The 20,699-nt window shown below is 57.3% G+C and carries 17 protein-coding genes, 1 tRNA gene and 4 pseudogenes; 12 read left to right on the top strand and 10 right to left on the bottom strand.

Translation table 11 applies throughout. The features are described from left to right. Positions 1–38: 38 nt before the first annotated feature. From JQ641_RS33870 to JQ641_RS33850, 5 genes and pseudogenes are all read left to right on the top strand, one after another. A complete protein-coding gene (locus JQ641_RS33870) occupies positions 39–689 on the top strand; it encodes a response regulator transcription factor (protein ID WP_249151050.1) in 651 nt (216 codons plus the stop codon). Between the two features lie 46 nt (positions 690–735). Then, entirely contained in the window at positions 736–2,334 is a 1,599-nt protein-coding gene (locus JQ641_RS33865) for a sensor histidine kinase (protein WP_212000762.1), read from the top strand. Continuing rightward, positions 2,297–4,378 (top strand): adenylate/guanylate cyclase domain-containing protein, encoded by a 2,082-nt coding sequence (locus tag JQ641_RS33860; protein WP_212000759.1) that lies wholly within the window; start codon positions 2,297–2,299, stop codon positions 4,376–4,378. The genes JQ641_RS33865 and JQ641_RS33860 overlap by 38 nt, the downstream gene beginning before the upstream one ends. 30 nt (positions 4,379–4,408) lie before the next feature. After that, positions 4,409–4,876, top strand: coding sequence for an MAPEG family protein (locus JQ641_RS33855; RefSeq protein WP_192739743.1), 468 nt, complete (start codon positions 4,409–4,411; stop codon positions 4,874–4,876). 113 nt (positions 4,877–4,989) lie between these two features. Then, positions 4,990–5,223, top strand: a pseudogene (locus JQ641_RS33850) (IS110 family transposase); the annotation flags it as partial. 291 nt (positions 5,224–5,514) lie between these two features. On the opposite strand, the pseudogene JQ641_RS33845 reads toward JQ641_RS33850, so the two are convergent. After that, positions 5,515–6,136: pseudogene (locus JQ641_RS33845) on the bottom strand (tyrosine-type recombinase/integrase). A gap of 443 nt (positions 6,137–6,579) precedes the next feature. Then, on the bottom strand, positions 6,580–6,954 hold the full coding sequence (locus JQ641_RS33840; protein ID WP_212000754.1) for a hypothetical protein: 375 nt from the start codon (positions 6,952–6,954) through the stop codon (positions 6,580–6,582). 645 nt (positions 6,955–7,599) lie between these two features. Between JQ641_RS33840 and JQ641_RS33835 the strand changes: the two genes are divergently transcribed. The 5 genes from JQ641_RS33835 (at position 7,600) to JQ641_RS33815 (ending at position 10,894) form a co-directional block, all read left to right on the top strand. After that, positions 7,600–7,667 (top strand) — tRNA-Met (locus JQ641_RS33835). A gap of 783 nt (positions 7,668–8,450) precedes the next feature. Continuing rightward, complete coding sequence (locus tag JQ641_RS33830; RefSeq protein ID WP_212000753.1) at positions 8,451–8,618, top strand: hypothetical protein; 168 nt, start codon at positions 8,451–8,453, stop codon at positions 8,616–8,618. 99 nt (positions 8,619–8,717) lie between these two features. Then, a complete protein-coding gene (locus JQ641_RS33825; RefSeq protein WP_212000807.1) occupies positions 8,718–9,050 on the top strand; it encodes a hypothetical protein in 333 nt (110 codons plus the stop codon). 500 nt (positions 9,051–9,550) lie between these two features. After that, complete coding sequence (locus tag JQ641_RS33820) at positions 9,551–9,745, top strand: hypothetical protein (RefSeq protein ID WP_212000752.1); 195 nt, start codon at positions 9,551–9,553, stop codon at positions 9,743–9,745. A gap of 954 nt (positions 9,746–10,699) precedes the next feature. Continuing rightward, positions 10,700–10,894 (top strand): hypothetical protein, encoded by a 195-nt coding sequence (locus tag JQ641_RS33815; protein ID WP_212000751.1) that lies wholly within the window; start codon positions 10,700–10,702, stop codon positions 10,892–10,894. A 406-nt stretch (positions 10,895–11,300) separates the two neighbouring features. Here the strand turns inward: JQ641_RS33815 and JQ641_RS33810 are convergent, their stop codons facing one another. Then, positions 11,301–11,678 (bottom strand): DUF2335 domain-containing protein, encoded by a 378-nt coding sequence (locus JQ641_RS33810; RefSeq protein WP_212000750.1) that lies wholly within the window; start codon positions 11,676–11,678, stop codon positions 11,301–11,303. Between the two features lie 228 nt (positions 11,679–11,906). On the opposite strand from JQ641_RS33810, the pseudogene JQ641_RS33805 reads away from it, so the two are divergent. Continuing rightward, positions 11,907–12,233 (top strand): annotated as a pseudogene (locus JQ641_RS33805) (ATP dependent DNA ligase); the annotation flags it as partial. A 442-nt stretch (positions 12,234–12,675) separates the two neighbouring features. Here JQ641_RS33805 and JQ641_RS38565 read toward each other — a convergent pair. The 4 genes from JQ641_RS38565 to JQ641_RS33790 all read right to left on the bottom strand — a co-directional run bounded on the left by JQ641_RS38565 (position 12,676) and on the right by JQ641_RS33790 (position 14,702). Next, positions 12,676–12,810, bottom strand: coding sequence for a hypothetical protein (locus tag JQ641_RS38565; protein WP_283815250.1), 135 nt, complete (start codon positions 12,808–12,810; stop codon positions 12,676–12,678). A 620-nt stretch (positions 12,811–13,430) separates the two neighbouring features. Continuing rightward, positions 13,431–13,610, bottom strand: a complete 180-nt coding sequence (locus JQ641_RS33800) for a hypothetical protein (RefSeq protein WP_212000749.1) — start codon at positions 13,608–13,610, stop codon at positions 13,431–13,433. Between the two features lie 433 nt (positions 13,611–14,043). Then, the gene (locus tag JQ641_RS33795; RefSeq protein ID WP_212000747.1) at positions 14,044–14,292 is read right to left on the bottom strand and encodes a DUF6894 family protein; all 249 of its coding nucleotides are present in this window, start codon (positions 14,290–14,292) and stop codon (positions 14,044–14,046) included. Between the two features lie 194 nt (positions 14,293–14,486). Next, positions 14,487–14,702: a hypothetical protein gene (locus JQ641_RS33790; protein WP_212000745.1), complete on the bottom strand. Its 216-nt coding sequence runs from the start codon at positions 14,700–14,702 to the stop codon at positions 14,487–14,489. Between the two features lie 277 nt (positions 14,703–14,979). On the opposite strand from JQ641_RS33790, the gene JQ641_RS33785 reads away from it, so the two are divergent. Continuing rightward, positions 14,980–16,146, top strand: a complete 1,167-nt coding sequence (locus tag JQ641_RS33785) for an MFS transporter (RefSeq protein WP_249151048.1) — start codon at positions 14,980–14,982, stop codon at positions 16,144–16,146. Positions 16,147–16,354: 208 nt separating this feature from the next. On the opposite strand, the pseudogene JQ641_RS33780 reads toward JQ641_RS33785, so the two are convergent. From JQ641_RS33780 to JQ641_RS38785, 3 genes and pseudogenes are all read right to left on the bottom strand, one after another. Continuing rightward, positions 16,355–16,741 (bottom strand): annotated as a pseudogene (locus JQ641_RS33780) (response regulator); the annotation flags it as partial. After that, positions 16,738–19,254 carry a GAF domain-containing protein gene (locus JQ641_RS33775; RefSeq protein WP_212000742.1) on the bottom strand — a complete coding sequence of 839 codons (2,517 nt, stop codon included), beginning with the start codon at positions 19,252–19,254 and terminating at the stop codon, positions 16,738–16,740. The pseudogene JQ641_RS33780 and the gene JQ641_RS33775, both read right to left, overlap by 4 nt. After that, positions 19,251–20,402 (bottom strand): GAF domain-containing protein, encoded by a 1,152-nt coding sequence (locus JQ641_RS38785; protein WP_212000740.1) that lies wholly within the window; start codon positions 20,400–20,402, stop codon positions 19,251–19,253. Before JQ641_RS38785 ends, JQ641_RS33775 begins: the two co-directional genes overlap by 4 nt. Positions 20,403–20,699: the final 297 nt, after the last annotated feature.

Below are 20,699 nucleotides of genomic sequence, written 5' to 3'. Positions count from 1 at the left end.
CAAACATCTCATGGAACCATGGTTGTCCGGATAACTTATTGCAGCTAAGGTTCCATATTGCGTGCGTTGAGATCACTAACTTGCGCGGGACGATTTATCTAGTAGATGACGACCCCGATTTCAGCGACGCTGTCCGGCGTCTTCTGGAGATGGCCGGCTATCAGGTTCGGACCTTTTCGTCGGCAGAGCAGCTGATCGAGCTGCGATTGTCGGAAGAAGGGGCCGACTGCATATTGCTGGACGTGCGGCTGCCGGCGATCACCGGCCCCGACCTTCAGCAGCGGTTAATTGAGCACAACGTCGAGCTGCCCATTATTTTCCTCTCAGGATACGAAGACGTTCCCACTACAGTGCGGACAATCAAATCTGGTGCAGAGGATTTCCTAAAGAAACCGATCACGGCTGATATCCTCCTTTCTACGGTCGAGCGCGCAATTGACAGGCACAGGTCTTCGCAGCAGCGTCGCCAAGCAAGAGAAGTTCTAGACGCAAACGAAGCCAAGCTTACTCCAAGAGAGCGCGAAGTATTTGAACGAATCACTCAGGGCAAGTTGAACAAACAGATTGCGCATGAATTTGGTTCGACCGAGCGAACCATCAAGGCGCATCGTCAGCGCGTTATGGAGAAAATGCAGGCGAGGTCGCTAGCCGAGCTGGTTTTGATGGCTCACCAGATCAGGTCGCGCTGATGCGGGCGCAGCTCCACCTGGCGACCCAACTCCTTCGATCCACTAGATGGTGAAGATGGTGACAGAGCAGCTCACGTCGGCACGCGAAAGCGAATTCCCTCTCATCATTTCCCTGATGCCGGCAACCCGCGCACATCGCGTCGCGGCAACCTGGGTAGTGGCAATCCTGTTCCTCATCGCTGCTGCGATTGCGCCGTTTGCGAACATACAGATCGGCAGGGTCGATGCATTCGTTCCGGTCCTGCAGACGGTCCTGAGCGCGGCCGATCTTCTCACCGCGACACTGTTGTTCGGCCAGTACTCTGTTCAGCCCCAGCGAGGGTTATTGGCTGTCGCCAGCGCATATCTTTTTAGCGGCTCGTTTGCCTTCCTGCAGACGCTCAGTTTTCCAGGCGGCTACGGCCCCAACGGCATCCTCGGCGATGGCTACAACACGCCGGCGTGGTTCTTTGTTTTTTGGCACACCACCTTTCCGCTAAGTATTCTGGCCTATGCGCTTCTCAAGGATAAGGCGGCAAAAGGGATTGCTGGGCAGTCGCCAAGGGTTGGCATTGTCACAACGATGTCCGGCGTACTGATCCTCGTGGCTGCACTGACGTGGACGGTGACTGCGTGGGTGAATTACTTGCCGAGCTTCTACTCCGGAAGCGTCACGCTGCAAACGCGGTTCGGCAATCAAATCAACATTGTGTTATGGCTCCTGGGCGCTGTGAGCTTGGCTATCTTGTTCAGCCGCCGACGCACGATCCTGGACATGTGGCTCATGGTAACGCTTTTCGCGTGGATGCCTAACTTTCTCGTGGCGGCTGTCGCGAGCTCCGTTCGTTTCTCTCTCGGTTGGTATGCCGCGCGTGGCTTTGCTCTGGTTGCAAGCTGTATACTCCTAAGCGTCCTGCTCACTGAGATGATGGTCCTGTATTCTCGCCTGGCCAACGCCTTGATTCTGCAACGACGGGAACGAGCCAACCAGCTCATGAGTATTGACGCTGCTACAGCTGCTGTCGCTCATGAGATCAGATCGCCCCTGGGCTCAATCACGCTGAATGCGAGCATGGCGCTCAATCACCTTGCGAAGGAGCCGCCCGATCTGGAGGAGATGGATGTCGTTCTGAAGGACATCGAACAGGCCAGCTTGCGCATCGATTCAACAATTTCCAGCGTTCGAAGGCTCTTCAATAGTTCTTCAGATCACTCAGGGATGCAGATCGAGGATGTGGCGCAACAAGTGTTGCGCTTGATGCAGCATGATTTGCAGGCAAATCAGATTTTGGTGGTGACGAGCTTTGCTGATCGCACCCATACGATTACGGGCGATCGGGGCCAATTACAGCAGCTGGTCTTGAATATCGTCAAGAACGCGATTGAAGCCATGCTGTCTGTTCCCGCGGGTCGGCGAAAGCTGGCAATTTCCACCCGAATCCAGGAGGAGTGGGTTGTTCTGAATGTCCGGGACACCGGGACCGGTATGCCTCAGCGCGCGAACGTCTTTGATGCCTTCTTCACGACCAAGCCTGACGGGATGGGACTGGGTCTTGCGATTTGCCGCTCGATAGTCGATCGGCATGGGGGACGGCTGGCGCTCGTTGCGACAGGCAACGATGGAACCCATGTCGAAGTCAGATTGCCTATCCGATCCGAACACTAATTGGAACCAAACTGGCCCGAGCTTCACTTATGTCGGCTTCTGGCACTTAGCAGACGTGGGCAAACCAGCGAATGTCCGCTCTGCGCCAAAAGCGGACGTTCCATCGAGGTCAGGTTTTGACCCGGAAGGGACATTGAGCGAACCCTCAGATCAGGCTAAGAATATGCCGTTTGGAATTATTTTTGGCCGCCTTCCAGGATACGCCATCTGGCTTAAGCCATGTATCGCGGTTTCTTTGGCAAGTTCGCTGTTTCTAGAGAAAAATTTCATGATTGAGCCTCGCGTCAATCGCAAGCTTTCAGCAGTCCTTGCTGCCGATGTGGTTGGCTATTCGCGTCTGATGGGGGCAGACGAGGTCGGCACACTGGCTGCGCTCAAGCGGCACCACGAGGTTGTCTTTGATCCGGCGATCGCCGTCCATAACGGGCGCATCGTGAAGCTGATTGGCGACGGTACGCTCGTTGAATTTGGTAGCGTCATCGATGCCGTGAATTGCGCGCTCGCGGTGCAGCGTACGGGCGTGGCGATCTCAAACGAAGAGGCGCCCAAGGCTGTTATCGTGCTTCGAATCGGCATCAATCTGGGTGATGTCATTCTTGAGAGCGATGACATATACGGCGATGGCGTCAACATCGCCGCACGCCTGGAGGCTCTTGCTGAGCCGGGCGGCATCTGCGTCTCGTCCGTTGTCCACGAAAGCATCGGCAAGCGGGTTGACGTTAGTTTTCGAGACGGCGGCGAAATCCACGCCAAGAATATCGACCGTCCAATTCACATCTGGACCTGGCATCCCCGAGATGCAGCCGCGACCGTCCAAACGTTCCATACTCCCAACCCGGCACCCCACATCAGGAAATCGTCAATCGCCGTCTTGCCGTTCACGAACATGTCGGGCGATCCGGAACAGGAGTTTTTCTCCGACGGGATCAGTGAAGACATCATTACTGACCTATCGAAGATTTCTGGGCTAACGGTCATCGCGCGGAATTCCAGCTTCACTTACAAGGGGCGCGCGGTCGATATCCGCGCCGTCGGTCGCGACCTCGGCGTCGGCACGGTGCTCGAAGGCTCTGTACGCCGTGCTGGGGCCCGGCTGCGGATCACAGCGCAGCTGATCGACGCCGCAACTGGCGCACACCTCTGGGCCGAACGCTTCGACAGAAATATGTCCGACCTGTTCGAAGTTCAGGACGACATTACGAGCCGGATCGTCGAGGCGCTAAAGGTAACCATGAGCCCCTCCGAAAAGGCCCGCGTCGCGGGCAGCGGCACCGGCAATATCGATGCCTACGACTGCTTCCTTCGCGGGCGCGATCTGATCGCGATCGGCAAAACGCAGAGCCGCGAAGTGTTCGAACAGGCACGCGATTTCTTGCTCCGGGCGATCGAACTGGATGGCGACTATGCGCAGGCCTATGCGGCGCTCGCCCTTGCTTACGTGCTCAACCATCAAAACCGGTGGACCGCGGATTCGAACACTGCGCTCCGGCAGGCAAAGCAAGCCGCAGATCGGGCGATCGAAAAGGACCCTCAAGAGCTCTTGGCGCGGTCCGTTGCGGCACTCGTCGCGACTTTCGAGGCAGACCTTGCACGGGCAAAGTCCGAGGCGGAAATCGCGTTGACCCTCAACCCAAATTCAACCGAAGCCTATTTGTGCCTCGGCAACATCTACATCTTTTCGGGGCAACCGCTGGAAGCGATACCTCTGATCGAAAAGGCTATGCGACTCGACCCTACCTACACGCAGCAGCCCCTGCATCTGCTCGGTGTCGCCAATCTCCTTGCGGGCAAATACGAAACGGCTGCTGCATTGCTGAAGCATCGTATCCTGATGGTACCCAAGACGGATTTTTCCCGGGCCGTTCTTGCATCGGCCCTTGGCCATCTCGGAGAAATCGAGGAAGCCCAGCGCGTCTGGCGCGAACTGATGGAGATTAACCCGCATTATACTTTCAAAAATCACTACGAGCGGCAGCCCTTTGTAAATAGGGATGATGTCCGCAGGATTGCCGATGGCCTGGACAGAGCCGGACTGTTGCATTGATCACGTTCGCTTGCCGTTGGATCGAGGAATATGGACAAGCTAGATCTGAAAGACCCGGTGTTCGCTACCTACGTCATCGCGGCGACGATCATGATTCTTAAAGCCGTTAGCATGTCCTGGCTGACGGTGCTTCGGATGACACAAGAGAAGGGCGGTTTCCGCTCACCGGAAGACCTCAGGAAGACACGCCTCAACCCCGAGCCCAATCCAAAGCAGCTCGAGCCGAACGAGCGCGTTGAGAGAATCCGGCGGATTTTGTTGAATGACGTCGAGAATCTTCCGTTTTTCCTCGTAGCCGGCTTCCTTTTTGTTTTGACCGAGCCATCATTGCTGCTGGCCCGTTTGCTTTTCTATGGTTACGTAATTTCGCGACTATTGCATTTTGCCGCTTACTTTACAGCGCAGACTCATGACACACGCGCCACCTTCTGGACCATCGGCTCCTTAATCCTGATCTTCATGACCTGCCGGACGTTGGTCGCCGCATTAGGTTGGTAAGTTTAGGCGCGGCGTGTGAGTCCGCTTTGATGCTGCGGACGGCTCCTCCAGCCGGCACGCGAGTGCCACGGACTCGGGGCTGATAGGGCTCCCGCGATCTGGATGAGCTATCTATGCAGACGATCACGACAATCGGACTGGTTATTGCGAAATCAGTTTTTCGGGTTCACGGCGTTGATGCTGGCGGTCAGATAGTGATCCGCCGTCAATTGAAGCGCCGGTTCGTGCTGGCGTTCTTTGAGAAATTGCCGCCGTGCCTGGTTGGGATCGAGGCGTGTGCCTCATCGCACCATCGGTCCCGTGAGTTGCAGGCGCTGGGTCATACGGTGCGGTTGATGCCGCCGGCCTTGTCGCCTACGGCACCAATTTGCCGGACACACGGCGGCAAGCATGTGTCTATGTCGGCCAGATATTGAAGGGCGAAAAGCCCTCTGAACTGCAGGTTGGCAGCCTACCAAGTTCGAACTGGTAATAGATCTCAAGACGGCAAAACAACTTGGCATTCCCGGCAACGCTGCCCAGCCGCGCGCCGACGAGGTGATCGAGTGAGACAAAAACTTGTGCAGTGTATGAGTCCGCTTGTGGCACAAACCGGAGGTTTGAGGCCGGGCAGAGCATGTCCGCTCTACCCGGGTATTTCAGACATCAACTTGTTCCGCTATTGCCAAGGCGTCATCGACTTCGATGCCGAGATACCGGACCGTGCTTTCGATCTTGGTATGTCCGAGTAGAAGCTGGACGGCTCTGAGATTGCCAGTCCGCCGATAGATAAGGGTCGCTTTTGTGCGTCGCAGTGAATGCGTCCCGAACAGCCGTGAGTCCAGTCCAACGCTGCCGATCCACACGGAGACCAGGCGAGCATATTGGCGGGTCGTGATACTGCGGTCAGGACCGCGATGGCCGGTGAATAAGAACTCGCCGGGTCGCTTGCCGGTGATTTTTAGATAGTCATCGACCGCTTGGCGGGTCTGCTCGCTTAATTCAAATTTGACTGGCCGCCCGGTTTTCTTTTTGCCGGACCGTTGCGCGATCTGCTGTATACCCGCCTGCGGCGACATCCTCGACCCGGAGGGCGACGACATCGCAGCCACGAAGCTTACTGTCGATTGCCAGATTGAACATAGCCAGATCGCGAGCGCGACCCTCGATCTGGAGGTTTGTCCGGATTGACCATACGTGTTTTGGTCGCAGCGGCGGCTTCGCCCCGGTCAGCTTTCCTTTGTTCCACGGCACCCGCTTGGGCGTGGAGGTCGCGTTCATTTGATCCTGCATGGCGATACTCCTAGGCTCGGTTACAGAGGCGAGAAGAATGAGCCGCCTGGTTAGGTGATGAAATCAGGTCTGTTTCCGGGCGAAAGCAGACTCCGGGGCTTGGCCTGCGGCGAGCGCGCTGAAGCGATTGACCCGAGGCGGACATCCAACGATTGGCGATGTTCCTGAATGGGCCAATGGTCGCTGTCCGGTCCTATGGGCGGGTTGGTGCTGGTGGCCGGATTATATTTTAGAAGAATTTCTCCAGCTTCCGAAGCAGCAAGGGCCGTGATCTATGGTTAGGTTGCTGAAGGTGATACTCGCATGGCGGGAACACATGTCGGGCCACTCCGAACTGTTTTTGCCGGAAACCGCCTAGAGCGGTGTTGCGGGCTCGAATCCCGCGCGGTCCACCAGATCACCGCGAGCCGCCTTAAGGCTGCTTGATCGTATTAACGGCGTTGTTTGAGGGCGAGGATAAGCCAGGGGGCAACGAGTGAGATGGCGTAGGCGGGCTGGATAAGGTCGCTATATCCGCCGAGCCCCCAAAAAGACTGATAGCCGCCGCTTGCGGCGATCCAACCCAAAATCCCTGAAATCGAGGCGGCAACAAGCGGAGATTGCTTGGCGAGCGCAGCGCCGCCCGCGGCAACCCCGTAGATAATAGCCGTGGTGATCGTGGCGACCACAATGAGCAACGGAAGCACAACGATCATTCGGACGAGGATTTCGCCGCCGTCAACGCCGCGGGTGATGGCAAGAAGAAGGGCGGCGCTGCTAAAGAGGGCCAACGCCAGGAGTGCGCATTTCATCGTTTGTCGCAACATGGCTATCCTGCGCTCTTGAGGGTGCCCTCGGTCAAGGCCGACGTGTAGCGCTATCCACTGAGCGATTGCGTATCGGGCTCCAAGCTCATGAGGTAGACCACCCGACCGGCGACATGCACACGATCTTTGATCGCGAACAATACCTGCGATCGATGAATCAATCGTAGCAAAATTCATTCTCACTACATACGACATTACAGATAGCAGCGCTTCCTGGGAGAGTTGAGCGGTTTACGACGCTGACGGCCTCCCGTTAGCAAGCCTAAGGACAATTGAAGCACCCCACGGCGTGCCCCGTCCTTTTGTGCGGCACGAGTGGGCATGTCTGCATTTGGCACTTTTCGGACATTAGGGCTCGGACGAATGTCCGCTTTGCGCGCCAGAAGCGGTCGTTCCGTAACCACTGATCCTGCGATTTTTCTCTTGCCGGCCTCGCCAATAACGGCTTGCTGAGCTGCATTCACATCACCCGAAACATCGGCGTCGAAACATTGTTGCGCGTGTACGGCACCACCACCCGGACCACATGAAGGATGCCGTCGCCAAGATGACGGCCAAGCCTACCGCCTCAGCTTCGCCTCAGAAACGAGCCGAAAGGAAGAAAACGAACGTCGTCAAAATTCAATGAAAATGGGAACTTCTGGCGGGAATACTACGAGTTTCCACCGCTCATAACGGTCTGGTTGCAGGTTCGAGTCCTGCCGGGCCCACCAATACAATCGGGCATTTCTTGCACGGTTGGAAGTGAACCTCTTACGAACCGCCTCAGATACGATGCTAATTTCCTCGTGTCACGTCCGTGGATCGATCCATAGCTACTAAAGACGCCCGGCTTTCAGTGAGGTACCCTTTCGACGGAAGGTCCTGGGCGCCAGTGCTTTTATCTTGTCCTCCCATTCGCATGTTGATCTTTCTAGGATCACATCCGCTCCAATAGGCAGCCAAATCGTTACTACTGCATTCTCACTGCATGGATGGTGCACACCAAAACCGACTGCACTTGTACGACGAACTTCACTCCTTGCATTCCGGAAACTGGCCGGAATCACCCATTTCTCCATTCACCTCGCAATGAAAACGCCAAGAGCGATGCACGTTCAAGCGAAATTAAAATCAGCTTTGGCAGTGAGGGCGGCATTGATCAAAGCTGGCGCGGGAAAATCATAGGTTCCGCAACGTTGGCGTAGTTCAGGAAACACCTCAATAGAACGTGAGCAACTTGATGAAATTGGATCTGACTGATGGATCGGTCGTTAAGCACTTTGAAACACAAGCGCGTCCGGAACAGGGTACTGCACGATGACATCGGGCGATCGGAGTCCGCACTTCCTGACGCGAGGCCTCGATCTCGCTGGCAGGAAATTGTACCTTTTAGCGCAGCCGACGAGGTCATGGCGGAGCCTGGCCTGAAGGACGTCTTCAAAGCCGCCATAGAGCGAGGTTTTGCGATCGTGCCGGAGAGCGGGCCGAAGGCGAAGCCCAAACCCTGATTCAGCATGAAACGATACTTGGCCTTCATACTGACGTTCGAGGGTGGTGTCGTCAGTTCGATCGAGCTTTACTGCGCCGATGAAGCCGAGGCGATCGAGCGCGCCAAGGCTATTGTTGCAGACGGGCCGGTCGAGCTTTGGGATGGGCCGCGCCGGATAGGCCGCTCTACCTGACCCCTGGGGCGCCGATGCTTAAAGCCCCTCGGGGCGGCTTTCGCGCGCCCTCGGGTTGCGTTAGCTTCCGTTTCGCACAATTCAGGCCGGGGTGACGGGATGACGACAGCCGACCAATATCGCGCAAATGCTGACAACTGCGCTATGATGGCGGAAGCGGCTGAAACCGAACCGAACAAAAATCGCTTTAAGCGAATGGAAGCTGCCTGGCGGGCGCTGGCAGAAGAGCAGGATTGGCTAGACGGCAAATCGCCGGCCGAGGGGCTGCGCCAGGAAATCTACCTTGCGTGGACTGCTCTGGAAGAGGAGCAACTTCGAGATGCCATGAATGCCGGTCAAAACTCCGCGCAGATAGCGAAGAAGTTGAAACGAACACAAGCTGCTGTTTTAGGGCACGCCTATAAGTTAGGGCTGAGGTTCGGCAACAGATGAGCCGCCCCGTGGGCCGGCCGAGATCAGTTCGATCGTAGTGCAGCGACTTCAGGTTGGCACGAATCGCCGGCCAATCGGGACTGCCGATGCACACCAAACGGTGGGGTCCAGTTCCATCATTAATTTGCAGGTGTGAGCAATATTGACCACTGCGTCGGCTACCGGACATGCCAGATTATCCCGATCACCGCTCGGCCTTCGGCTTCCATCGGTGACTGAGAGTGTGTTGCGCTCCCGCCCGACCAAAAGGGATGATGCATCACATGCCCCAACCTCATGCTCGTCCAGAACCGTCGCTGATCCCAATTCAGCGGCCCCGCTGCCCCCAATGTTCCAAACGAATGATGCTGACCATGATCAGTCCAGCGTCTGAGGGCTACGACAGCCGGACCTTTGAGTGCGCCAATTGCCATCACACGATAACGCGCACTGCAGCTCGTGATCCGATGTCGGATAAGTCGGGCTGGCAATACAGCAACCTCAAAGCCCCGGAGTGAACTATGCAGCGCCGCCGTTTCAGCCACAGCACGACGCTTGAAGAACGCCTGATCGATTTAGCTCGACGGGTCCGGCCCGATGTGGAGACGCTTGCGCCATGCAGCGAGCGCGACGGATTAGTCCAGAAGCTTCGCCAGATTGAAACGGCGCTTGATATGAGCCAGTTCCTGTTATCCACTAGCTCCAATCGCTCGTAAGGCCGCCTCACTTGGCGGCCTTTTTATTTCGGGCGAATGTCATTCTAGGTTCAAAAAGTCATTTTAATTGTAATGCTTTTGTCATGGGGTAAAATTGTGAGTGAGGTGCAAGAATTTAGACTTGCCGTCGGCGCTCGCTTCAAGATGAGCGAACTCGGAGCCACTCGATTGCGAACCCTGGCCGGCAAGACAGGGATCGTTGTCGAGGTTTCCCATCGCAATACGGGCGTCACCGTGTTGTTCGATGGCGCTGAAAGACCGAGTTGCCTGCACAGAGATTTTATCACCCCGATCTCCCGGTAACGCATCGGCCGGCTTGTTGAGACTCGGCCTTAAAAGCACAAGTAAATGACCCGGGATACTCCAATACTCGCCGCCAACATGAGCCAACGCGCGGTGATGCAGTATCTCAGTTTGACTGAATGGAAGGTGGTGGCTCACCTACCTGTGCCGGCTGGCCCTGGTATGCTCGATCGGATACGGGGCCATGGTTGGATAGAACTTCGCGGAATGAAACCGCGAACCGAGATCCGATTGACCGAGTTGGGAAAGGCAGCAATGCGCGCCCCTGTTGTACTGAAGGCGAAGCCCAAACCCTGATCCAGCGATTTGCCAAGCCCCCTCGGGGCGGCTTTCGGGCACCCTGATGTGCTAGGACAAGGACACAATAATCACAACGAGCGCCACTCCGGCCAGCGCCAGCGAGGCATATCCAGCGATGTCGATCCAATCTCGGTCCTGGGGCATGCTCGGAATGCTGATCCCACAAGAATCCGTAATCTTTGACTTAGATCAATCAAGCCGGCCCATTGCCGCTTTTTCCCGAAATTCGCAAAGTGGGGTTCGGAACCCGATAATCTGAGCAAGCGATTTGCCAAGCCCCTCGGGGCTTTCGCGCGCGCTCGGGTTGCGTTAGCTTGACACCGTGCCGTACAAATTTACGCCGGTGACGCGATGAAGACAGCAGACCAATATCGCGCAAATGCTGACAACTGCGCTGTGATGGCGGAAGCGGCTGAAACTGAACCAAAAAAGAAACGCTTTAAGAGAATGGAAGCTGCCTGGCGAGCGCTGGCAGAAGAGCAGGATTGGCTAGACGGCAAATCGCGAGCCGATCCGGCCGGTGGGCTGAAGGCGAAGAACAAATGATAACCCGGCGGGCGCCATACAAAACGCGCCGCTGGACGGAAACCGAACTGGCTGCATTACGTTCAATGGCTCAGGCCGGAAAAGACGCCCGCAGCATAGGCAAAGAGCTTCGCAGATCTTTTATGGGCGTCCAAGCCAAGGCGAAGAAACTGAACCTTGTCTTGCCGCGCATGAGGGCATGATCGTCGATGAAGGCCCCTTTCGGGAAAACGACATCATGATCGCGACGTCGCCGGCTTGTTGGCCGGGATGATCCACGCTTTGCTATACGTGCCGCTTTTGGGGTTGAATCGGAAGCGCGACAACTCCGTGGACTTCACCGGATACTGGCAGCGGCATATTGCCGACTAGCGGTTGATTGTGTTTTTTCGAGCTTGAGCGGTGCGCTCGCGCCTTTCGCGTCTCGTCAGTTTTTTGCCGGACCGCGCAGGTTCAGGAGTTTCAGGCTCCTCTGACTTTCCGCGCGCAGGAAAGCGCCAGCAACCGTGACAAGACCGGCCCCGCTCAGGACTCCTATTGCAAGATTTTCGTGGCCGTTGAATGCGAGGTAAATGCCTGCCGAGAACATCAAGCCTATGGTGAATACAGCGGCAATGATCCCAATTACCGGTAGCCAAAAGTCACTTTGAGCGGCGTAACGCTCCATCTCGTGGTTGTGCCCTTGTTGGCGCACAGCCATATCCAAAATCTCACGAGCGGCCCCCGGACAAACGCGCTCGTATCCTTCATAGGTTTCGACAGATGGAAGCGGCCCCGTGTGCCTCGTCACTTCCATCTTGACCATTTGGATAACGTCGCCGGGCACTCCGGCGCGCTCTAGTCTGGTCAGTATTTCGGGATTAGGCGCGGCGCTTCTCGGGACCGCGCCAGAGTCCGGGGTGGTTGCCGGCGCTTTCTCTAATGAGTTTTCCGACATCCTTCCAAGCGTCCCCCTCGCTCGCCGAAGCGGCCTGACCTCGGTGCTCGGTCAGAAATCCGCAAATGAGGAGAGACGGAGCCGAAAGGCCCATCACGAACCCGTCCCCAGCGCGAGACGCTGACGATTGCCGGCTTTGCGCTCGACGGTAACGATTGGGACGGTATCTATCTTCGTCGACGCAAGGGCAACGACCTCCTCTACGCTGGTAAGGTCGACCATGGCTTCGACAAGACATCCGCGGCAGAGTTGCGCCAACGTCTCACGCCGCTGATCCGCAAAACCCAGCCCTATTCCAAGCGCATCGCATATCGGGGAATCTGGGTCGAGCCGGAGCTACTGGCCGAAATTGAGTACCGGGCGAAATCTGCCGAAGGCAAGGTTCGACACCCGTTCTTCAAAGGCTTGAGAGAGGATCTCTGACGCGGTGTACGCGCCAAGCTTCGAACAGGCGCGGGCCGGCTGCCTGAGAACGCGAAAAGCCGCCCCTTCAGTTATAGCACGCCCACAAAGGCAGAAACGATCAAGATTGCCGCTCCCACCGCTAGGATTATCACATCAACTGTTATGCGTCGCTTGGCAGAATCGGTCATGGCTGAACCCTCCATCCACGGGAAACCGCGTTGTCTGACCAATCGCGACCGAGCACTGTGCGTCAGCTCACATACATATCAAGAAAGTTCACTGAAGCGGGTGCTGATCTGTTGGCCTAAACCAACTGACGCGGTCACCTGCGCTTCAATCAATGGGCCATGTTCAAAGAAAGCGCCAGCCCGGCTGAATACAAACCCGGCCTGGATCTAGCGTGATGATCGGCTGGACGACCTCGCGCTCGATGTTCGACCATTACAGACTACGCCATTCATCAACGCCAACCAAAGGAACGGCCAATTTGGCGCAGCATCGTTGATACCAGATGCCAGTAGTGGCCATTATAAAATTCGTAATCGATCAAAAAAGCAACTCCAGCCGCAATGGCAACAATCCAAAATGTTCTCATTGGCAATGTCCCCGATTATGATGGTGACAAGCAAAACAACGAATGAAAGTGGCCGCCAACGAAGGAGGCTTTAGTGTGTCTCCAATTCAATGCGGATGCACCCGGGTTTGATCCCAAAAGCTGGCAGCTTGCCGAGCGGCATCATCTCAGCGTTGCAATTCTCGCACTCGCGAATTTTTAATAAAAAAGCCGCCAACTGAGGCGGCCTTTAATACAGCGCAAGGACGACAGCGAGGCACACTATTAGTGTCGCTGTGCTCAGCGACACATAGACTAGGGCCTCTTCCTTGCGCTGGTCCAGATTGTCCATGAAGTAACTATGCCGCGGGCGCTGCATTGTTCCGGAATGAGACGCTAAGTTCTCGCCGCTACCTTGGGGTCTGTAGCTCACGCGATGCGGCCCATTCATCGACCTGAGCCGGCGGCAAATCCTTGGCCCGCTTTAACGCCGCGAGCCGGAATAGGCCAAGCACAACGATGGTCGGGATAAAGACGGCACTCACCACCAACGCCAACAGATCGTCCCACATGACAGCACCCGTTTATGCTGCCCCGGGGTCAACTTGGTAGGCGATCTTCCGTTCCCGGATGGAACCTGTTCACGGTCGGAGAACTACGGCCTAGCTGTCGAGACGCCGGAAGTTGGCAATCTTCTCGGTGCCTAGCCACAGCTCAACGTCGTGGCCATCAACCAGTAGCTTCGCGCGCCCGACGGCGACTTCTTCGGCTTCGCAGACCAGATCAACCCGGCGCTTAATATGGCCGTCCCGGTCGATCAAATAGGCGCGGTACTCTTTCATCTCTGTCCCCAAGACAGAAGACACTAGGGACCGAATCGTCAGGCCGTCTGTCCGGTTGTGGACTTACGTTTGCCTAATTCCAAACTACGAACCGCTTTACCCCCTTCGGAGTATGAACAGAGCCCGGCAGGATCGCGGCTCTGGTGTGGGCCAAAAGGGGCCACCCTAAAAATCAAAAGGGAGCATTAACTTAGCAAGGGAATGAAAAGGGGCCAGTCCCCCCGCCCGTAGGAACAGATCGTGTTCAGGAACATGACCATCGCTGGCTGGAAGTCCGTTCGGGTCATTCGCGTCGCTTGCGCTGGACCACGGTGACTTCCGGTCTACCCCCAATAGACGGACATTCTCAGGACAGGCAGGCATGTCTCAAAAGTGCCAATAGACGACATGGATTGCATCGACGAATGAAAGAGGCCGCCAACTGTAGGCGGCCTTACTTTCGTTTAAGCGGTTCTGGCAGCAGGGCTTCTAGTCGTAGTGTGGCGATCTCTCGGCCTTGCTCATCCGCTATGACGAACGCTTCGGGAACCTTGTCTTTGCCCGACTTGATCGCGTCGGCGAGAAGTTCACGGGCGGCTTGTTGTGCTTCGTGGAGGGCCGCCCACTTGTTTGGTAATTCAAGTCCCTCGTCGTCGGCCGCGAGTTGGCCCATCTTACGAAGATGAAAATAAAAGCGAGCCATGTGGCAACTCCGATTTTAGGAGCCCGCCCAATGAATCAATCGGATCGACAATCGATTGGTTCCTATATTGGCATGAGCAAAACATGCTCAACGATTAAGGAATTGCGAGACAAAGTGGCTCCGCACTATGGGAAAGAGCCGGTGCAACTGAGTGTACTTCCCCAAGAACAAAGAAGCCGCCAACTGAGGCGGCCTTACTTCTTCGCAATTGGCTTCGTGCGCTTCACTTTAACTGCTCTATCTATGGCCGCTTGAGCAAGACCAAGCGCGATTTCCCGGCTGCTACTGGTGCCGGTCTTTGGTTGCCGGCCGGGCAGGTAGACGATCCACCTCCAGCCATCCGGGCTGGTTGTGTGGACTATGCCATATTCGATGCCCTTGTGTTCCATCGACGGTGTCGATACCGCCATGGAACTTATGCGCAGTGCACAAGTGAACATCAAATCAAATCAGGCCAAAATAGGCCACTGAGGGCCGATGAATTTCATGTTCGGAGAGTCCGCTATTGGACAGACCCCGCCGAAATCAAGATTTTAGGATCGAGCCAAGATGGCTCCAGCGGGGCCGCCCGCAAAGCCGGCCCTAGTTGCCAGCCAATGTTCGCGCCGTTGATCATCCCGATGAACAGGCGGTACGTTGCGTCTTGATTTAATTCGGGAACCGCGCAGTTCTTGCACGAGGGGCGCCATGTTGAATAACCGCTGGGGCGTTCTCACCGTTCTGTTCATTGTGCGTGCCACCATGGCTGTACAGTTTTCGAGCCTTGGTGCAGTGGCGCCGTTGTTTTCACGCGAACTTGGATTCAGCATTGCTGACGTCGGCATCCTGATCGGCCTTTACCACGCCCCCGGAATTGCACTGGCACTGCCCGGTGGCGCCTTCGGTCAGCGGTTCGGCGACAAGGCAACCGTACTCGGCGCGCTTGCCCTCATGCTCGCCGGTGGCGTGCTGATGGCATTGGCGCCGTCGTGGCCGTTGCAGATCACAGGCCGACTGGTCGCCGGCGCCGGCGCCGCGATAATGAGCGTCGTGCTGACGAAGATGTTGACAGATTGGTTCGCCGGAAAGGAAACCGCAACCGCAATGGCGATCTTTATCAATTCTTGGCCGGTTGGCATCGCGCTGTCGCTGTTGCTGCTGCCGCTGCTCGGCACACGCCTTGGCGTCAGCGCTGTGCACCTCGGCGTAGCCGCCTTCATCGGCAGCTGCATGCTGCTGCTCGGGGTCTGCTACCGCGCGCCACCGGATACCGTGCAGTCCCAACCTGCAAGTCGGCACCTCGGCCGTGCTGTCGTCATGGCGCTCGTCACGGCGGGACTGATCTGGGGCTTCTTCAACATTGGAGTCGCAATGATCTTTAGCTTCGGACCATCGATGCTAGTCGAGCAAGGATGGTCGATTGCGGCCGCAGGTTCGGCCATCAGCATAGTCTTATGGATCTCGGCCGTGACCGTTCCCCTCGGAGGCTTCCTTGCGGACCGATTCCGACGTCCGCAGCAAATTATCGTAGTCAGCTGTGTCGCCTTCGGTGCACTGTTACTGGCATTGCCGCGCAGCGGCGCAGTGATAGCGACCGTCATGGCGCTTGGCGCTATTTCCGGGCTGCCGGCAGGTCCAATCATGAGTCTGCTGGCGAAGGTGCTGCAGCCGGGAACACGTGCGATCGGCATGGGTCTATTCTTTACCGTCTTCTATGTCTGCATGATGCTCGGACCCGCCGCTGCCGGCGCGATCGGCAAATGGGCCGGTAGCGCAGCGTCTGCTCTTGATTTCGGCGCCGCTATGATCCTCGCCTGCCCGCTGCTTCTTTGGCTTGGCAATCGCATTCCGGCGTTCACAACCAAGCCTGCGTGACGTTTCGGGACGGACCGCGCGTCAACATTGCGCAGGCGGACTATTGCATTACCTCATCGGTATGTTGCGCATTGTCCGCTCTGGGTCATTCGCGTCGTTTTGGCCGGACCACGGCGACTTCCGTTCTGCCCCCGGAAGCGGACATAGTCACGGCCGGTCGGCATGTCTCAAAAGTGCCAGAAGCGGACATGGCAGGTTTGCCAGAATAGCTCACCTGGGCCAGCCGTCTGTCGATCTCCTCGCGAAGCAAGGTGAAGTTGATGGGCTTAGTCAGCAACCCGATCGCGCCGCCTTCTATCGCCTTCCGTTTGGTTTCGGGATCGCCATAGGCGGTGATCATGATGATGGGGACTTCGGGTCGTATCTCCCTGACTTTTGGCAGCATCTCAAGTCCGGTCATGCCGGGCATGTTGATGTCCGAGAGGATCAATATCAGGGTCTGCTCAATAGGGCGTGCGATCCGCGACAGAGCATCCGCCGCGGAAATGGCGAAGTCCATGACGAAGCGTTGCGCACGCAGGTCGTGCCGGAATTGCTGGCGGAACAGCGCCTCGACGTCGGGCTCGTCATCGACCACCAGAACCAGAACGCTCACGGCTTACCTCGATCCGTGCCTAAAGCACTGCTCTTCCTCGGCAGGACGATCGTGAACTCTGTGAACTGCCCGGGCTCGGTCGCGACGTCAATTTTGCCGCCGTGTTGCTTCACGATTATGTCGTGCGTCATCGAGAGACCAAGGCCGGTTCCTTCACCGGCTGGCTTGGTGGTGAAGAACGGGTTGAACATCTTTTGCTGCACTTCGGCCTGAATGCCGGTGCCGTTGTCGCGAATACGAATTTCGACGGTGGCGCCGAGGTTCTTGGTGGTGGCCCGGAGGGTTGGCTCAAAACCGGGTTCTTTATCCTCGGACTTGCGCCGGGTCGCCGCGTAGACGCCGTTCGCGATCAGATTGAGAAATGCACGGGTGATCTCCTGAGGGAACAGTTCGATTGTACCCGCGTCCGCATCGAAATCGCGCTGCAGGGCAATGTTGAACTCGCCTTTTTCTGCGCGCGCACCGTGATAGGCGAGGTTGAGGCTCTCATCGAGAAGCGCATTGATATCCGTAGGTCGGTGCTCTCTTGGGCCTTCACGCGAGTGCAACAGCATGTTCTTGACGATGGAGTCGGCACGTTTGCCGTGCTGGACGACCTTTTCGAGGTTGCCCTTCAGCAGCCCGGTCAATTCGTCGACTTCTTCGCGGACCTTGCCGTCCATCGCGACCGGCTTGAGCACGCCGTTCAGTTCGTCGGTCAGTTCCGCCGAAAGCGCGGAGAAATTGTTGACGAAATTGAGCGGATTCTTGATCTCATGCGCGATCCCGGCGGTGAGCTGGCCGAGCGAAGCTAGTTTCTCGGTCTGCACCAGACGATCCTGCGCGGCGCGCAGTTCTTCGAGCGACCGGGTCAGATCTTCGGTGCGTTCGCGCAATTCATGCAGCAAGCGTGCGTTCTCGATCGCGATCACGGCCTGGTTAGCGAAGTTGGCGACGACTTCGGTCTGTTTTTCAGCAAACGGCTTAACTTCCTGACGGTAGATTGTGATGGCGCCGATCAACTCGTTTTCCTTGAGCATCGGCACGACGAAATACGACCGGGCCCCGGCGAGATCGCCTATCGCAACAACGGAAGGATCGCCGCCCTGATAGGCCGGCAACGCTCTGATGTCCGCGACGTGGACCACTTGGTGGGTTCGGGCAACCATGCCGAGACCGCTTTGCGGGTGCGGGTGGAATGGCGGTTGTGTCGTCAGCCACGCGGTGTAGGCCTCTGGCACACTGTAATTGGCGACAGGGCGGAAGCGCCCCTCCTCGCAAAGATTCATCAGGCCGAAATTTGCACCGCAAATGTGTGTTGCATTCTCCAGCATCGTCTTGAACACCGGCGCTAGATCGCCAGGCGTGCTGCTAATGACCTGCAGCACCTCCGATGTTGCTGTCTGCTGCTGCAGCGACTCCGTGAGGTCTCGCGTGCGCGCTTGCACTTCTTCGAACAGACGAACGTTGCCGATGGCGATCACGGCCTGATCAGCGAAGGTTTGAAGCAAGGTAATCTGCTTTTCGCTGAACGGGTGAACTTCGGTGCGGCGAAGTACGATAGCGCCAATGCTTTCGCCTTCGCGCAGCAGCGGCACGCTGAGGATGGTGCGATGGCCCATGCGCAGCGACAGCTCGCGGCCATCGGTGAAGTCGGCGTGCTTCTCGTCGCTCAGATCCTCAATGTGAACCGGCGTCTGGTCGACGAAGGCGCGGCCGGCGGTCCAGCGGCGGTTGATCGGCCACTTCTCGATGCCGATCGGAATTGGTCCGTGATGCGCGCTGATCCGCAGATATTCGCCGTCCTGCAGCACCACCGCCGCATCATAAGCATCGCAAAGCTGGCAGGCGCTTTCGACAATGGCATTGAGAACAGGCCCTACGTCGGTCGGTGAGGACGCGATCACTCCGAGGATGTTGCTGCTCTCTGTCTGATAGGTCAGCGCCTCCGTAAGGTCGCGCGTCTTCGTCTGCACCTCGTCGAATAACCGGACATTCTCGATCGCGATCACGGCCTGGTCGGCGAAGGTCTGGACCAATTCGATCTGCTTATCGCTGAAGGGGCGGACATCACGGCGTGCCAACACGAAGACGCCGATGGGTGCACCCTCGCGCAGCAAAGGGACACCGAGCCGTGTGCGCACTTCCGGATCTTGAAATCGGTAATTTTGGTCAGTCTGAGAGTCTTCGATATGAACGGTTTTACCTTCAAGCAAGACCCGTCCGATTGTGCTGCCCGTGCCCGGCTGGAACGAGCAGCTTTCAAGAAACACCTTCCTGGGAGGGGAAAGCCCACAGCTTGCCGTCAGGCGGTAGGCGTGATCTCGGGGCTGAAATATCGTGCCCTCGTCGGCTTCGCACAGGCGGGCCGCGGATACGACCAAAGTTTCCAGCACAGTCTGCAGATCGAACGCCGAGCGGCTGATCACCTTGAGCACGTCAGCGGTGGCGGTCTGCTGTTGTAGTGACTCCGAGAGGTCGGCGGTCTTCGCCTGAACCTCCTTGAATAGGCGCACATTCTCGATGGCGATCACGGCCTGTGGTCGGCAAAGGTCCTAAGAAGGCTGAGTTCCTTCGGCGTGAATGCGGCATTTGGCTCGCGCAGCACCGAGATTAGGCCGATCCCCTGGCCCTCCCAGATCATTGGGGTTATTACGACGGAAAAATTGCCAAACACCTGAACCACGCGACGTATGCTCGAAGGCACGTCAGCACCATTCATCACGTCGGGAAGATAGACTTGCCGTCGCTCGCCAAGGACGCGGGGAGCCGATGTCTGCTCGATTGGCAGCGGGTACACCTTGTCGATTGCTTCGTAGCCAGTTCCACGGCGTGCCGCCACATGCAGCAACCCATCGCCAGGAGCGAGAAAGATCGAAACCTGCCTGCAATCCAAAAGCCGTTCCGTGCTATCGAGTATGCGCTCGAAGACCGGCTGCGTGTCGGTCATTGACCTCCCGATCACCTGCAGCACTTCCGATGTGGCGATCTGATGCTTCAACGCTTCCTGCGTTTCGTTGAACAGCCGGACGTTCTCGATGGCGATGACGGCCTGGTCAGCGAAGGTCTGCATCAGTTGCACGTGATGCTCGGCGAATGACCCTGTCGTAGCGCGGGTGATGCTGACGACGCCAATCGGCACGCCGTTGCTCATTAGCGGCACGAACAGCATGCTGCGGAAGCCATGCAGCCGCGCGATTTCCTTGATCGGCGCGTGCGGTATCTCTTCGGTGTCCGGGATCGGGAAGGGCTTGCCTTGCTGGGCCAGCCGGAACGCCTCGAACGCATCGACCGGCCTGGGAAAATCCGCTTGGAGGGCTGCATCGGCAGCCCGACTTACCGGGGTGAACGCGGCGAGATGCACAGTATCGTCGAGAAAGCGGAAGACTGCAGTGGAGAATCCGCCGAGCAGCCGGTTGGCGCTTGAGGCAATCGCCTCAAACACCGGCTGCACGTTCGACGGCGAAGAGGCGATGACCTTCAATATCTCGGCAGTCGCCGCCTGCTGCTCGCGGGCTTCCTTCAGGTCTTTTATCGGATCGGAGACCGAACGACGCTTAACTCGGGCGGCTGCTGGCGCAGTGCGGGGCTTGGTCTTGGTGGTCTTGCGGCCCTTTGCTGGGCTTGCGTTGCGGGCTTTCGCCTCGCTCTTCTTGCCGCCCGTTCTTGATGGCCGCGCCATGTCTGCCCCCAGGGTCAGGACGAGCATCTTATCGGGCTAGACCGTCCTTCAGAAGGGGCGGATTGGGCTGAGCCACAGGTGCCAGCAGGCCAGGCAAATGTCCGTTTCGGGTCAAAAACAGAAGTCGCGGCATTGCGGTGGGAAGTCTGCTTTACTCCCGAAGGCGGACATTGGACGGACATTCCCGGAGGTCCGTTTAGTGCCAATTTCGGATGGCGACGTGCTATCTTGTGACCCGACGGGCTCGAATAACGAGGGCTCGGTACCATAGTAGGAACGGGTCCGTCGAGCTTATAT

It is taken from the genome of Bradyrhizobium sp. JYMT SZCCT0180 (assembly GCF_018130165.1).
In the GTDB taxonomy this organism is placed as follows: domain Bacteria; phylum Pseudomonadota; class Alphaproteobacteria; order Rhizobiales; family Xanthobacteraceae; genus Bradyrhizobium.
Note: the sequence above shows the minus strand (reverse complement) of the source record. Positions and strands in the feature narration are given on the sequence as shown.